12 protein-coding genes are annotated in these 15006 nt (G+C 56.6%); 1 reads left to right on the forward strand and 11 read right to left on the reverse strand.

What is annotated here, in order from left to right:
• Positions 1-278 precede the first annotated feature (278 nt).
• The 8 genes from Q4577_RS06245 to Q4577_RS23730 form a co-directional block, all read right to left on the reverse strand.
• Positions 279-920 (reverse strand): hypothetical protein, encoded by a 642-nt coding sequence (locus Q4577_RS06245; protein WP_303468825.1) that lies wholly within the window; start codon positions 918-920, stop codon positions 279-281.
• Positions 917-1444, reverse strand: coding sequence for a gamma-glutamylcyclotransferase family protein (locus tag Q4577_RS06250; RefSeq protein WP_303468826.1), 528 nt, complete (start codon positions 1442-1444; stop codon positions 917-919). The genes Q4577_RS06245 and Q4577_RS06250 overlap by 4 nt, the downstream gene beginning before the upstream one ends.
• 61 nt (positions 1445-1505) lie before the next feature.
• Complete coding sequence (locus Q4577_RS06255) at positions 1506-3029, reverse strand: LA2681 family HEPN domain-containing protein (protein WP_303468827.1); 1524 nt, start codon at positions 3027-3029, stop codon at positions 1506-1508.
• A 609-nt stretch (positions 3030-3638) separates the two neighbouring features.
• A complete protein-coding gene (locus Q4577_RS06260; protein WP_303468829.1) occupies positions 3639-5513 on the reverse strand; it encodes a TniQ family protein in 1875 nt (624 codons plus the stop codon).
• A complete protein-coding gene (locus Q4577_RS06265; RefSeq protein WP_066012250.1) occupies positions 5510-6487 on the reverse strand; it encodes a TniB family NTP-binding protein in 978 nt (325 codons plus the stop codon). Before Q4577_RS06265 ends, Q4577_RS06260 begins: the two co-directional genes overlap by 4 nt.
• Entirely contained in the window at positions 6484-8637 is a 2154-nt protein-coding gene (locus Q4577_RS06270) for a hypothetical protein (protein ID WP_303468831.1), read from the reverse strand. Before Q4577_RS06270 ends, Q4577_RS06265 begins: the two co-directional genes overlap by 4 nt.
• Positions 8634-9311, reverse strand: coding sequence for a hypothetical protein (locus Q4577_RS06275; RefSeq protein ID WP_303468832.1), 678 nt, complete (start codon positions 9309-9311; stop codon positions 8634-8636). The genes Q4577_RS06270 and Q4577_RS06275 overlap by 4 nt, the downstream gene beginning before the upstream one ends.
• Before the next feature lie 224 nt (positions 9312-9535).
• Entirely contained in the window at positions 9536-9772 is a 237-nt protein-coding gene (locus tag Q4577_RS23730; protein ID WP_368397597.1) for a helix-turn-helix domain-containing protein, read from the reverse strand.
• Between the two features lie 321 nt (positions 9773-10093).
• Between Q4577_RS23730 and Q4577_RS06280 the strand changes: the two genes are divergently transcribed.
• Positions 10094-10648 (forward strand): metallophosphoesterase, encoded by a 555-nt coding sequence (locus Q4577_RS06280; protein ID WP_336623646.1) that lies wholly within the window; start codon positions 10094-10096, stop codon positions 10646-10648.
• 334 nt (positions 10649-10982) lie between these two features.
• Here Q4577_RS06280 and Q4577_RS06285 read toward each other — a convergent pair whose 3' ends face one another.
• From Q4577_RS06285 to Q4577_RS06295, 3 genes are all read right to left on the reverse strand, one after another.
• Positions 10983-12125 (reverse strand): SAVED domain-containing protein, encoded by a 1143-nt coding sequence (locus tag Q4577_RS06285; RefSeq protein ID WP_303468835.1) that lies wholly within the window; start codon positions 12123-12125, stop codon positions 10983-10985.
• 16 nt (positions 12126-12141) lie between these two features.
• On the reverse strand, positions 12142-13683 hold the full coding sequence (locus Q4577_RS06290) for a nucleotidyltransferase (protein WP_303468837.1): 1542 nt from the start codon (positions 13681-13683) through the stop codon (positions 12142-12144).
• A 127-nt stretch (positions 13684-13810) separates the two neighbouring features.
• Positions 13811-14938 carry an SAVED domain-containing protein gene (locus Q4577_RS06295; protein ID WP_303468839.1) on the reverse strand — a complete coding sequence of 376 codons (1128 nt, stop codon included), beginning with the start codon at positions 14936-14938 and terminating at the stop codon, positions 13811-13813.
• Between the last annotated feature and the right edge of the window lie 68 nt (positions 14939-15006).

Raw genomic sequence — 15006 nt, forward strand, 5'->3', positions numbered from 1 at the left:
CAGACGCGGAAGCCGAATACCCAGATTCAACCTGCAGACTCTCATTATGAATGAGGGACCAGCAGGGGGCAGGTCAAGAATGGCCCCGCAACCGACTTCGTTCTCCCTCATCCGCCTGGTACCCACAGTTCCGAAGTTGACTTGTGGGTGGTTAAAAGCCAGGCACGGCGCAACAGGAGCTGGGTCTGTTTGCAAGCTTCGTCGCACCTAGCCTCTACAGGATCACGATCTTGTTGAGGCGCTAGTCTAGGCGAAAAAAAGAAACAGGGGCCAGTCTGCTATTCAATGCACAGACTGTCCATTTTCCTTTTGAAGGCATCTTGGAGCGTTTGATCGGCGAACAACGAAATTTTGTAAGAATCTATGAACTCGCCAAAGCCCTTCTGTAGGCACTTTCGATTGATGATCTTCTTGGTAGTGTCGATCATCAGGTCGGTGTCTTTACCCGTATGTATCAGCCATCCACCTTTAGTCCGTGCCTCGTGGAGCAGCCCACATCTGACGTTCGTGTAGAAGTCCTTGGCCAATTTCTTGTCAAAAACAGCACTGAAGGGGGCCCGCGTCGCGAGAAAATTCTCGAAGATTGCTCCGCTTTTTTCATATTCGTGGATTGTCAGGACCGGGTCGTTTCGGCGCCTGTAGCGATACGTCTTTCCTTGCAACGTGGATTCAAGAAACTCGATCAGCGAGCATAGTATGGCGACGATGGCAAAACCTTCACCACTATGCGTCGCATTCTTCTCCAAGGTCTCGACCGGATCAAAATATCGAGTCTTAAGGCGAGCTCTATAGAATTCCTCAAAGGCTTCCTCCCAAAGCTCTTTGGATGGCGCAGCATCCAACTTTGTCCGGAGGGCTTTCCAGCCCGCAACTGTCTGCGCGCCAGCTATTTTGGTGGTGTCGGGTGTGGCAACGGTCATCGGTTTTCCCATTCTTTGAGCAGCGCAAGAGCCTGACGCCGACTTGGTCGAGCCAGTACGGGGTCTGCTTTCGCATGAATACAGGAAAGTTGTTCGATGTAGCCATGGGGCAGAGCATGTTCTTTAGCTCCAGCCACAATCAGCTTCACATACCAATTGTAGGGGTAGAGGGACGAGTCGATTGCGCCCTCTTCTGCGAGATATGTGATCGCCGTCACGGTCTCACCAGAACTGGCCATGGCAACTTTGATCGAAACCCGGTTATAGCCACGTCCATGGCCTTCGGCGCGGTCTAGCGGGTCAAGGTCGTCACTATCTATCTCGTAGAGCACGCCAAAAACAGATGTACTCGGTTCGCTAGAAGGAGCGATTGTCGCCTTGCCCGATCCATCCTGACTTCGTTTATGCATGGACAGTGCCCAACCCTTGAGCTGTGACACGGCGAGCACACACGCGGACGGGCAGCGTTGTCGCAGGCGTCCTTCGAGCATGTTGGAACCGTAGGCGAAGTACTTTATGGTCATTTTCCAATGCCTTTTTTTGGGATGACCGAACAAAGATATGTGCTCCCTTTCCCGTCTCGATTCAATCGTACCGGCCGCGAATGTACGCATGATCGGGAACTGACATTGGGACTGTGATGTCAGTATCGCGCTTTGGCCTCGTCGCTTCCGCGAACATGATCATGTCCACAAGGTAGAATATCACTGAGCGAGCAAGCTTCAGTGAGTCCAGTGTCATCCGCTCAAATTCCATGATGTCCTGATGGTCCACTGCAAACGAAGGGGACTTGCGTTCTTGCTTGCCAAAATCATGAAGCACCGTGAAACGGTGTGTGGAGGAATTTCGATAGCTCTTGTGCGCCTCCATGATACCGACACCTCGGCTATTATCACTCGACATATCATGGAAAATGTTGTGTAGGGCTATCAGGCCGAAATTGCCCTTGGCAAGGCATCGAGCGATTTCATCGTGAAACCGAAACGATCCGCCTTTTTCTATGCGCCCCCAGAGTGTTGCGAAGCTCACCTTATGAGCCTTGGGCATTTTTAGATAACAGGCGATGGCGACTGCCACTTTATCCAGGATGTCGAAGGCGATGCGCTGCGCACTGGTCAGTGCCGAATAGCGCACCCCGTAAAGCGCGTAATCCAATGTGTCCCCGTGAGTCGTAGTTTCAAGGTAGGGCGTGTCAGTGTCATCTTCTAGGACCTCAAAGTAGACCTGCCGCGCAAAAGCAAAATCGGCCTTCATCACGTTCAGCATGGCATATATTTCCGGTACGCCATCTTCATCATCCATTGTTCTCGTAATGGTCGGGATGGTCAGCACATCGAAAATCCCCGCGTCAAAGTCTTCCGCGCCGCAATGCAAAAACAACGCCAGTTGATGCTTGGAGACGAACTGAAAAAAGGGCTTCTCGATCGGTCCCTGAGAACTGGACGGAAGCGCTTTTGCCATCGCAATTTGCTGCTGCGCGAATGTAAGCGCTGCTGTCCCAGAGAAAGCGGTAAGCGTGTCTAGGTTACGCTCAATGTTTACTGCGAGGATACGTATTCTATTGACCATCGTCGGTATATGGCCGTAATACTGGTAGTTATGCGGGTCTGACTGGAACAATTGTCCAAGATGCTGAAGCAACGTGAGCTCTTTGAGCATTGCTACGGCATTCTCCGGACAGACATATTGGGCTTCTCGAAAGTGGTCTAATGCCTCAATCCAACGTGAGGTATCCTGCAACAGCGTACCCATATTGGTTAGCGCCTGAGAGGCCAAATCAAACGGTGCATGTGGCGATCGAGCGGCCTCCCCGAAGCGAATTCTAGCTTGAAAGTGGTCCTCAAAAGACTGGCCAAAATAGGGAGAGCGCGGCCCATAGATCAGCCGCGCGCGGGTTTGCAAACCATTGGCAAGGTTATAGGCGAGGCCTGGGTCCGGCTTGGTGCTCTTGCGCAACTCTTCCAGTATTTCCACGCCCCTGTTAATGGCTATGGAGTTGCCTAGGTGCCCGCCACAGTCGATGAGGATGGCAGCGGAGGCAAAAGCTTCTTCAGGGCTATCTCCGAGCTCGCGAATTCGTGCCAGAGCGGCGGCAGGATCTTCATCCATGAGTGCGTGTAGCTCTTCGATGAGAGAGCGCCTCTCCATCTAAATCTTGACCTCCGCGTCCAATCCATCCTTTATCTCATTGCTTCCAAAATGAAAAATATTCAGAACGCATTCTCGCCGTCTCGGCGAAAGGTTTTGCAGACGCAGGGACACCGTTCTGCCGAACGCTTTTTTGATTGGCGAGGTGGGATCGTCTTCGGCCCGGTATCCATTAGATGTCTGGAGACCTGGGGAGCGTTCAGAATGACCCCAAAGATTCTCGCAGAACCCATCAAGATCAATGTCGCCAAATGCATTCCATTCTCGAACATCCTGAACGGACATGGTCAACAATTCAAATTTGAATCTATTGACCTGACTTGCGATATCATTTCTCAAAATCGGGCACCTCCAATTTTATCGAACCTAACGCTCACCAACATTTAGCACAGTAAGAAAGTGGAGATATCTGACTGCCGCAGTGCACTTTGGCTTAATGTCACTTCCACTTCTGCACGATCGTCAAAAGTTCGGCGTCTGTCATTGTATTAGTTCCTAGCGCCATGCTGTGTCTTACGCGAGTGACTTAGACAGGTGGAACGCAGGTCACTCCATTGAGAAAACTTAGCATCACAGGTCAGGCCAAGCTATCTTATCGTGGTGCAGTGATCGCAAGCGCTTTTCTAGCTCCGGTCGACCCAGCGACACGTCGGCGCGCAGAAACACACGCCCCCTACCCGCTGGTGACAACGGCAGCGGCTTCAACCCGATTGCTTCGAGTTGATCACCGACACTCCGCGTGCCTTCGCCTTCGAATTCAGCAAGATGTTTGCAGGGGACATATCGGTCCAGGAAACAATCGACGGATTCGTAGGTCACAACCTTGATCGACTTCCGTGAGTGCGGGTGCCGTGCCCGAACTTGCGTCAGGTGGCCCGCCTCCACCAAATACCGGACGGCAGCTTCATTGATCCCCAGATAACGTGCTAGCGTGGACCGAAGGTAGCCTTCTGGCTTGAGCAGACGCAACGCCTCGGCAACCTCTTGTGGGTCCAGCCGCACAGACAAGTAGCCACTTTCCTCAGATGACTTGGCGACAGTTTTCAGCGCCCCCTTCTGGATCAAGCGAACAACGTCAGCCGCGCCTGCGACGGCTTTCCGGCAGGTCGTCTGAATCCCGACCAGGCGCTCCGCACCGCCATCACCTTCGCCCAATTCGACGCGAGGTTTGATGCTGGCGAGGAATGCATCAAGCTGGCCTTCGTCGTAATAGGGACGCCCAACGGGCGATCCGGCAATCGGTGACAGGATACCGCCCGCAACGAGTGCATCGAACTGAGCCCTGGGAGCATTGACCCTTCTTTGCGCAGCAACTTGGCAAATGACCCCGGAGAAGCGCTCGACGATTGGCTTCAGCGCCCGCGCATCGAGAAGCGCGCCCTTGCCGACATCGCCACCAGAAGTCAGGAAGCCGTTGGCCTGCAACAGCTCCAACGTTTGACGATATCCCAGTCCCAGATCACGACGCAGAGCTTCGACACTGTAGACGCGCCGACCGGCACACGGCTTGCCGAAGAGCATGTCCCCTGCACCAATGGGGTACGTCTCCGCCATGAAATCCCGCACGATGGCTCTCAAGGGTTCATATTGATCCGCGTGTGACTGCTCCAGCCAGTTGAACAGACAGCCATAGTGCCTGCGGGACAGGGAGACCGGCGATCCAGCGTCACAATGGATGGCCTCAAGCAAATCTCGCAGCCCGCGCTCACCCCGCGACAAGATTTCAAAGCCCCGCGCACCTGCCTGGCTCTTGTCGCCTTCCGACAAGAACTTCGGCTTCGCCCCAACCCCGAAGAGGTCCACGATGCCCAGGATCTCGGCACCGAGTGCTACGGCACCGAAGCCCAGATCATCTAGCCAGCGGTCTTGGCGTTCACCTGACATTCTGCGAGCCAGATAACTTTCCAGACCGGTCGGCGCCTGAGGAACGACCAGTTGTTCCAGTTCCTCAGGCTCAAGCCCCAGGTCGCGAATGCGGCCCGCAAAGTCGTGTGGGCCCCGGCTATGCGAATAGCTCTCGTCCTCGTGGAGCCTGCATCCATGCTGCGGGCAGGCCCGGATCGAAGGGATGTGCCAAACGCACTTTTGAGCGGCACCATCCACCGATGACGTCGTAATGTCTTCGGCCACGCACTTCGGGCAAAACCTCAGCCGTCTACGTGTGATCCACCGCTTCTCAACAAGTTGCCCGGCGACCAGGTACTGACCGGCCGAGGTCTTGGCCACGAGCCCTCGCAAGAGCTCGGCGCGAACGACACCACCAAGCTGAGCAAGGATGGACAGCGCGCGCTCCTCGCCATCAGCAAGAGCCTGCAGCGCAAAACCCTGATCAGCACAAAACTCCGATGCGAAAGAAAGGCCGTTGGCCCAGGCCAGCCGTGATGCGAAAGACGCCGGGGTTTCCCCCGGCACCAACGCTACCAGGATCGGCAAGCGACGGATCATGCCGCGCCCCTCGCCTTGACTGGCGGCGCCTCGAGGTCCGCGCCGCCCAACAGCTGCCCGGTGTTGATGGCGCGGAAGCTCTCCACGATGAAGGGGTTCAATGCGTCCACACAGCCTTTCTGCTTACGATAGGCGGTCGCAAAGTGCGCTTGTTCCACCGAAGCACTCCCCTCAAGCAACGCGATCTTGATGGCCTCGATGATCAGACGCGTCGTCAGCCCGAACTCGTACCGGGAAGCATGCAGCAAACGCTGAACAGAGGACGCAGCCTGAAAAGACTGCCCTCGTCCTAGCTTCGCTGTCGAGAGATAGGCTTCCAGCACACTGCCAACCTCATGCCCATGCGCGGCGTATGTCATCGGGGCGAAATGCACGGGCTCAAACCGTCGCTTTAGCTGATCATCCCGATTGATCAGGTCCAGGAGCTCGCAGGTCCCACTCAAGATCAGGCTGACAGGCCAGGTGGCGTATTCCAGACAAGATTTCCACACGAGCATGACCTGGTCCAGATCATGCTTCGACTTGGATCTCAGGATGTGCTGGGCCTCATCGAAGTGAAAGAACAAGGTCTTATGCGCCCGGGCTTGGCGCATCACCTGCTGCCAGATGGAATGCGCGTTTCGCTCGCTCTTACTCTCGTATCCAAACGCATCGAGAGTATCGACGCCGACCCCTTTGATCGTTGCACCGGTCTCAAGCCGAACGGTCAGTGCTTCTCGCAGGGGCGACCCATACGAAATTTGGGGATGCTGCTCCAAAGCATGCTTGGTGCTGACCGTCTTGCCGGCCCCGGCGTTTCCGATAACAACGATGCCGCGTTCCGCGGGCATCCGCCCGGCGGCCATGTGCGCCTTACGGCGATAAAAGATGTCATCAATCTGATCTTGGAGGTCACGATAGGCGTCATGAGCGATGAAGCGGCTTTCAAGGTCAGCCACGATGTGGCTGACCTCCTCGCGCGAGATGCGGGTCATTCACCCTCCTCCATGCGCCACCGCGGCCGTTGTGAGGAAGGCGTGCTGACCACGTCCTCTTCCGATGGAAGAACGGTCAGGGGGGCCGGAAGCGCGTTCTCGGCCTTGGGGATCACGCCGGACAGCAGCCCACGCTTCTTTCTAGAAACCGCAGGACAGTGCCCGGCAACGACATCCAGACCAAGCCAAAGCTGCTGCCGATTACGCTCGACGTCGGCCCGTGTCGGCGCGAGAGCGGAAATACCGAGCCGTTGCGAGGCTGCGCGGTCCTCTTCCGAAAAATCGGCCAGAGCCTGATCGATGACATCTTGTGTCAGCTCCGCCTCTGCCTCGAAACGCCGCCGCAGGTTGGTGCAGGCTTCTGTCCAAAGATCCAGAGACAGGCCGTCGAACCCCTTTGCGCGGGTGCGCGCCACGACCCATACACCATCAAGGTGCACCTCAATCAGCCCCAGGTCTTCATGATCTACCCGAATTTCGACTTCGAGATCAGGGTTGGAGAGGAAGTAGTCCTCCACCGTCTGGCAGGTATAGAAGATACTTGCAAATCGAACACCGCGCCCGGAAATGGTCCGGGTATACTTCCGGCCGAACGCACCCAGGCGCTCGAACCGGCCCGGTTGTCGAGGTTTTCCGACCGTCGAGCACAGCTCCCGCCAACAATTCAGCGGCGTCTGTCCACCAAGGCCTCCATGTGGCTTGTTGTTGTACACGTCGACAACGAAGCGCACCAAGATCCGTGTCAGCTCGTCGTCCGCAAGCGCCGCATAGTCTTCAGGTTTGAAGTCGCCCTTTTCGACGATGTTCGAATATGTGCGCGCACTCAGGCACTGCATCAGGTCCACACCGAAGGTCCGGAAACACCGTTCGACATGCCCACGCAACTTGGGCACGCCCGCGGGAGGAAACATGACCGTACCACGCAGGTCAGTCACAGCAGCTCGGAAGTCGAAGTTCGCAAAGGCAACGCCTTGGTCAGAGGCAACGGTCTCGAACCCAGTCCCCGGCCAAAAGGGCAGTTTGCACCCGAAGAGCTTTGCCAACTCAGACTTGTCGCGCGTGGCAAGGTCCAACGCGGCAATCGCGTCTTCAGTGTTGGGGGCAGCACATACCTTCACCGAGAGGATCAGACGCGTTCGGACATCGATCACCACGTAGATCCAGCGTCGCCCCTTCGGCAACGCCTTGATCTGTTCTTCGGTCAGATGCCCGAACACGCCGGCTTCCGCGAAAAAGGTGATCAGATCGACCTTCCACTCATCAACCTCCAGCCGCTCTCCGGGACGCAGGACGTTGAGGCCCTCTCCGATGATTGCAAAATGCCTGTTGGCCGCCTCCAGCCCCTGGCGCTGGCACATGACGTAATAGGGCTCGAGACGGTTGATCTCCCTGTAGATGGTACTATCGGACGGCACTTCCAAAGCCGGTAGGCCGCGGTCTACCCGAAAGGCATTGGCCAGCCGAAACGCCCGCTTTGCCTGCCGAATGACACTTTTCTTGGAGGGGCGTTTGAAGCTGGCATAACGATCTGCGCACTTCCGCAGCAGTGCCGCACTCTCTGGGCCGAATTTCACCTTTGTACGACCGGCCAAGTGCCTCTTATCGATAAGCGCAAGAACGGAACGCCCTGCATCCTGGTACTTTCGCACCCATCGCAATAGGGCCGACGAGCTTGGCGGGTCGATTTCGTTTCGCGAGCGTTTCTTGCCGCAGTACTTGCGTTTCTGGGCAGGCCCTTCGGGTTGAGGGATATGCTTCTCTATCTGCGGGGCGACCTTGAGAATCCAAGCGTCGACGTCCCTCCAATCCCGTCCGATTTCTTCGCGCGCCTCGGCATCCAGAAAGAAATCGCACCATGTCTGTCGGAAGAATACCTTCCCGCGTTGCTTGCGCGGCAACTGGGAGACGACCTGCTCTCCGAACTTGGTTCGCTGTCGCGCCGCCTCCTCGCTGTGGTAGCCGTCCTGTACAACGATATGACCCGTCCTCAGGCCATCGTTGATCTCATCGTAGGTCAGCTCATCAAAAGCAACATTTCCGTCAACTTCGCGCGTGACGGTAACCCCCAAAGGCCCTTGGTCAACGACCAAGCTGGCTATGCCGCCATGGCGGATTTGCGAGTATGGCTCCAGACGAATGATCTCGTTCATTTCGAGCCTCCTTCGACCAGCATCTCGAGGTCGATGATGCCGTCCTCAAGGGGCCTCAGTACGCCAGCATAGATCGCCTTGAAGACCTCAGGCCATGCCCTCCCCCCGATGGCAGCCCGCGCGATCAGATCGCGAATTTTAACCGGCAGCTCAAGCTCGGCCGCCAAGCCTGCAATGATAGACGCGGCTTCCGGATCGTCTTCACGCCTGTAGGCCAAGAGGCGGCGCGCATTCAGGGCTTCCCACTGGTCGTAATTCTCCTCGGTGATCAGAACCAAGGTCTCGGCGAACTCTGGCGGCATGGCCGCCGCCACAAAGCTCAGCTGCTCTTCAAGGTTCTGGGCCATGGCGCGTGCCGCAGGTTTCACCTCGGCGGCAAACGTGGTTCCATCAACAAAGGTATAAACTTGGTCGATCACTTTGCGTCTGGATCGACCCTCTGCGTCGACGTACTCGATGGCTGGAGGTTGCTCTACCATGTCAGCGACAGGATAGGTGGCGGTGATCGTGACAAAAGCGTCGAACTCACCAAGGCTGTCAAATTTCACTTTCTGGCTCTCACCGCCATAAGGTCGGAAAGCGCCAGTCTCTACATAGGTTCGCGCCTTCGAGCGTTCCGAAAGGTTCCGCGTTGCACGGCTGGCCCGAGGGGCCACGAAGATTTCTTTTTCCATGTTTTTGCAGTGTGCGGGATCGGCCGTGGGTCATACTGACCACGGTGAACCGCTCACGATCCTCTTGTCGAATGATGGAAGACGGCCGAGCACGACCGATCGGGTCAGGTGACCCGGCCGCCAGACTTGACTTTTGAGGGGAATCGAGAGACCTTCAGGTTGTCGGGACCAATCGACATGAAGGCCCTTGAGAGTCCGCTCTCGGGGCTTTTCTCTTTTCTAGATCATCCCTTCTGCCCTCCCTTTTTTCTTACACTCGCAGCAGGCCACAGATCGTCTGCGCGAAACCCAGTGCGCTCGGCGATTGCCGCTTCGATCTGCGGCGATCTCTTCCTACCGGCCAACACGTTCGACACCGCAGGTCGACTGTACCCGATACTCTCAGCAAGCTCCGTGATCGTCGTCCCGGACATCCCGAGATGCAGTTTCACGATCTGCTGGCGCATTTTGTCTGCGTCCATATCTTGCAGCCTTCAGTAGGAACAAACGTTTCTGATCAAGCCGGGTTCGCTTGCCCGACCTGAACCGATTCTAGGAAGGCCCCAGAGCAGCTTGCAAGGGGAATATGAGGACTTTAACCTAAGAAGTCTCAATTAGTTCTGACACTTAACCTACATTACCCTCGGAATGTCAGATGGCGATTTCACATTGGACATTGGCGGAGGAACGAAGGTTTCAAACGGCATCGAAACCCCCGCGCCACACCAAAAGTGGTCCTCGGCTTTTGTGCAGTCACATGCCAATGTCCGGGACGGATTCAGACGAAAGCGGAGGGCATGCATTTGGCCAACTGGTATTCGGCCGACCTGCACTTCGGCCATCATCGCATCATCGACTTTTGCAAGCGCCCGTTTGCCTCGACAGCCGAGATGAACGCCGCGTTGATCGCAAACTTCCAGGCCTGCGTCCGTCATGACGATGACCTATGGATTCTGGGGGATTTCGCGTTCGGACGCGCCGAGGATACGGCACAGTTCGAAAGCTGGTTTCACAGCCTCCCTGGGCGCAAGCACCTGATCATCGGCAACCACGATGATGAAGCGGTGATTTCGCTACCTTGGGCCAGCACCGAGTACATGGCAGAGATCAAGGACGGCGATCAAAGCCTCGTCCTATGCCACTACCCGATGATCACATGGAACGGCGCTCGACGGGGTGCCTTGCAACTCTTCGGCCATGTTCACGACCAATGGCCTGGCTCCCGCAACAGTGTGAACGTCGGCGTCGACCAATGGGACTTTCGCCCCGTGCGGGTTTCCGACATCATAAAGCAAGCCGCAAGACTGCCCGTGAACAAGCACTGGCACGATGTGGAGCACGGGAACGAACTACGTTGAAAACGTTTCTTCCGCTATGTAGGCCCGCGACCCGACGGCAGGCAGCACTCGGCGCTCACGCGACTTCTCTGCCGTTTGGGCCTTATACATGTGTGCGCCTATCGAGGCATTCAAATTGGCGGTTTAACCTTAGCAGATTCCGCTGGGTCAATACATGAAGGGCGGGAAGCGGATTTGTGGCAGAGCGGCACTGTCCGCGCCTAGCAACACCCGAAAGGGACCTTCAGTAGGTGAGGGCTCCGCACGGGAGTTTGGTGCCCGTAGCGCTCCTCTTTTGAGCCGATATGCTCTTCGACCAATTGTTCCCTGCGCGCTGCAAGACACCAGTAAATAGTCAGGTGATGGCGACGTGAATTGGTATCGCGCCACTTCTGACGATTTGCGCGGCACTCTGCCCATGGGTCGGCATTTTCACCGCCCATGGAAATGGTGGCGATGCCGAGCGCTCGTACTGGTAGACCAGCACCTCGGGATGCAGCCTGTCATCAAGATGCCGACCGAGAGAAAATACGACACTGTTGGGGGCCGCAATGAATAGGTGAATGCGTTTGACACCTTTCGCCATCAGATTGCCCAGGAGATCGGTGAAATCTATCGACATGGCTGATTGTTTGTCAGCAGACCAGTGCGCCGTTGTGCTTAGACTTGGCAGAGCAAGGCGAATCAGCGGCATGTCACCGAGGGTCGCCCGAATACCATCCACATCCGATGGGAAGGAAACAGCGACGGCCAATGCGACCTCCGTGGTTTTGTCTTGCAGCTCCTCAAGTCCGGCTACGGTGAAGCGATCTCCGTCATCCACACCATCGGGCTCACGCCACCTTTCTGCGAAACGATCCCAGTCCATCACTGTGAGACCGGCTTCATTGCCAACCATCATACCGGTCAGGAACGTCAGCGGAACCGGAGCCATGCCACCGTAGACCAACCTGACGTTGCCAGGACCCGCCGCATCACGCTTCTGACGAAGCTGTTGCCGCAACCCGGCAATCTGTGAGAGTGCGTCTTCGGGACTGCTGATCTGACTCGTTGAGGTCGACTGCCGGTGGTCGACCGGTAGGAGATCGATACGGCCTTTCAGGTGCTTCGGCACGGCAGAGGCAAGTGGGGTATCAACAGTCTGGTGCAGCCCGCGGTGCTCTAGGACAACCACACTCTGCTTCCTGAGCTGCCGCCGGTCAGCGATGTGATCGATCACACCAAGGACACTCCCCGCAGCCGCGAGGAGAATGCCGAGGAAGACGGTGACCTGTGACCAGTGGACCGACAATCCGCCGCCATCCGCCTGCACAGCCAGCCGCACGACGCGGTCCGCATCGATCCAAGAGAGATCACCGACCAGCCCGCCGACGCCCAGCCCGGCGAAAATCAATGCGCCTCCGGCACGCAGCAATCTCGAAGGCCAGGACGGGGTCCGGAAGACATAGGTGATCAATCCATCGAGAAACCGGTCACCGTGTTTTCGCCAGAAAGACATGTTTTAAGCCTCCGGATCAGCTAATATTCACGATGAACTGACCGCTGCGCGCAGCCAGTTTGCCATTTTTCACAATGAAACACTCGATGCTGTGCTGGCCCCGATAGAGGGTGCTCTCAGAATGGGTCAGACCACCCCGGACCGCCGCGTCCGGGCTAAAGCCCCCACGTAAGCAATCCGCATCCTCGGCTTCCCGCCCGGTGTTCACGACCTGCCAATAGACCTTGAAACGCCCGGTCACAGTCGTGTCCGCCTCGAAGCGCAGGCTACAATTTCTGGGAAGCGGCGCTCCGTTGCTCACGAAGCTCTGCGGCCTGAAACCCTGCTGCGTAAATATCGCAGCGCCAATATTCACGCGACCTTCCGCAGCCTGCGGCCATCGCGGCTTTCGCATATAGGCCGGCGTAAGGAGAAGATTGGCCGCACGGACCAGCCGCGCGGTAACACCCGGTTTCTTGGCCGGATTGCGACGCCCCAGTGCTCGTTCGACCAGAGCCTGCCCCATGCGTTCGCTTAGGACGGCACCGACACCGTCTACGGTGAGCGCCTGATGTGCCGATGCGAAATCACCGCGGGCCTGCTGAAGCCACTCATGGAATGCACCCCGGCGCTCAGAGTGCTCTTCCCACTTGTCAGCAAAGTTCTCTTCGGGGTCGGCTGGGTTTTCGACCCAGTCCACGCCATTGCGACGGGTGATATACCGGTCCATCCCGTGAAGGATCGAGAACAGCGCATCGGAGAGGCGTTCTTCCTGGTTATAGGCATGTGCGGCAAGGGTGGTGATCAGGATGGAGATCGGCTTGTCATCAGGCAGGTCGCTGAACATCAAATCGCGATGGCGTTTAAGGATCTGAATGGCGCCCTGCAGCGGGGTACGCACTCGCCATGCCGGAACATCCTCAACGCTGGCCTGCATCCTGCGCGCCTCGTTCAGAGCACGACGCCTGAACGCCTGGCCCATCCGATCGCGAAACCAGAGCGCATAGCCTTTGGGATTGCTGCGCGGCCAGCGGCCACCTTCCTGCCGGAAGCAGTCGTGTTTCTTGTCTGTGATCGCGAGCGCGGTTGCCCCCAGTCGGGCAAGCGCGGGGCCCGCTTCACTCAGATAGCGCCGCTTCTCGAAGTCAGGCACCGCAGGCAGGACATCCATGTGAAACTGTGCACCATCTGCGTAGACCAGGGTCCAGCAGCGGCGCCCGTCTTCGGGTTTGCTCATGCCATATCGCCGGGCATAGGCTTTGACTTCGACGCCAACGCGACGTTTCAGCTCTGCCTGGGTAAGTGCCGACTTCTCGCAATCGAGGCGGCAGACCATATCGATGTCATAGTCTTCTTCGTCTGACGCGGGCCGTATTGCAGTACCCAGCCGAAATGAACCCTGCACATATACGTCGGGACTGTCATCCCGAACAGTCGAGTCCGGCCGGTGCAACCACTCGCCGAGCGACTTGTAACTGCGCTCAGCTTGTTCATACCGACCGGACGGCACCTGAAGCTCCTCAACTAGGTCTTCCAATAATTGATCAACAGGCCTGGTATTCGCCAACGGGAATTCCATTGCGTGAAACCTCCATACGGTATTATTGCCCGTCGCCTACTGATTTTACGAATGCAGAGCTGAGCAGAAGAGACGCGGCCAATCCCGAAAACTTATGACTAATTTGCGCTCGGTGTTTTACAATTACCTAAGCCATAATCTTAATCGTTGGCTCGAATCCCCTCCCCGGTTTTTGATCGTAGATCACCAAAGGCAGGTCGGCTTTTGGCATTCGTGAGCGACCTGTTTCGACAGCCGCGGAAGCTGGAAGAACAGGAAATACGTTGATAGTCGCGTCCTCGCCGTGGTGAGCCTTGATCCGATCAAAGAGCCTGCGAAGGTGAGTCTTATAAATTGCAAGATCCTCCTGTCTTCGCATGATGTCATTATGAGGATCCTCTGCCGTGATCGACCAGATTGCCGCGTTATTGCCCAGAACCGAATGAATTCTCTGATCATCGACGGTCGCGCTGAGCGCCAGCTTGAGTGCGACTGGTACGTCCTTCGGCCCAGTGTACTCACCAATCTTGAAATTAATCGACGGCTGGTGAAGTTGCCATTTCCAGGTAGATGGCTCGCGATATTTTTGGTGAACAGATACCGGCATGATGTCGCCTAGCAATGTACCGAGTTCGATCAGCAGAGGCTGCGGAGCAAGCGCAAACACACTCAACTGAAGGATCTCCTTCTGCTCTATCCGCTCCTTTACCTTGCGCCGAAACTGACGATGCAGATGCGCGCTTTGCATATCCCAAAACTCTGGCTCATCATCCTTGATTTCGGAATTTAACTCGATGTCGATGGTTCGTCGCTCCGCCGGATGTCTGTCGGGCGGCATAGCGGCAAAGATCGCTTTGGTGGAAACCAACGAGTCCATTTGGCCGATAGTCGCCGCGAAACGGAGCACATGAGCGGCGCGGTCAGCGTCCATATCTGTAACAGTCTCGATCCGCTCTTCGTGCTCGCGCTTCATTGCCACGAGTGTTTCTTCCGGATAGTCGTCCACGTGATCTACGTCGATTTCCTTGTGATGGATAGGACACATCAGCATCAGATTGCTAATGTCACGGGCGAGAAGCGGCGAACGGACACTATCACCCCTCGGTCCATTCTCGCTATCTGCCACAATGTGCGCGATGAAACCAAACTTTCCGTCTTCCTTGCCAGCGATCAGATCTCCGACAAGGAGCTTGTTGCACCCTGAAAACTCACATCGGCCCGCCGCCAAAGCCCATAACTGGGTCTGTATCTTGGCTGGGATGCTCGAACTAGACAATTATCCGCTCCACTTTATTCCCCCATCGGATTATTAACAAACAGTCAAACGATATTTTAACGCCCCAC

Source organism: Marinovum sp. 2_MG-2023, from assembly GCF_030548265.1.
In the GTDB taxonomy this organism is placed as follows: domain Bacteria; phylum Pseudomonadota; class Alphaproteobacteria; order Rhodobacterales; family Rhodobacteraceae; genus Marinovum.

Coding starts and splice junctions, on each gene's coding strand:
- Q4577_RS06265 (WP_066012250.1), bottom strand. CDS start 6,487: ATGACCCGCATCTCGCGCGAGGAGGTCAGCCACATCGTGGCTGACCTT.
- Q4577_RS06290 (WP_303468837.1), bottom strand. CDS start 13,683: ATGGAATTCCCGTTGGCGAATACCAGGCCTGTTGATCAATTATTGGAA.
- Q4577_RS23730 (WP_368397597.1), bottom strand. CDS start 9,772: ATGGACGCAGACAAAATGCGCCAGCAGATCGTGAAACTGCATCTCGGG.
- Q4577_RS06285 (WP_303468835.1), bottom strand. CDS start 12,125: ATGTCTTTCTGGCGAAAACACGGTGACCGGTTTCTCGATGGATTGATC.
- Q4577_RS06260 (WP_303468829.1), bottom strand. CDS start 5,513: ATGATCCGTCGCTTGCCGATCCTGGTAGCGTTGGTGCCGGGGGAAACC.
- Q4577_RS06245 (WP_303468825.1), bottom strand. CDS start 920: ATGACCGTTGCCACACCCGACACCACCAAAATAGCTGGCGCGCAGACA.
- Q4577_RS06250 (WP_303468826.1), bottom strand. CDS start 1,444: ATGACCATAAAGTACTTCGCCTACGGTTCCAACATGCTCGAAGGACGC.
- Q4577_RS06255 (WP_303468827.1), bottom strand. CDS start 3,029: ATGGATGAAGATCCTGCCGCCGCTCTGGCACGAATTCGCGAGCTCGGA.
- Q4577_RS06275 (WP_303468832.1), bottom strand. CDS start 9,311: ATGGAAAAAGAAATCTTCGTGGCCCCTCGGGCCAGCCGTGCAACGCGG.
- Q4577_RS06270 (WP_303468831.1), bottom strand. CDS start 8,637: ATGAACGAGATCATTCGTCTGGAGCCATACTCGCAAATCCGCCATGGC.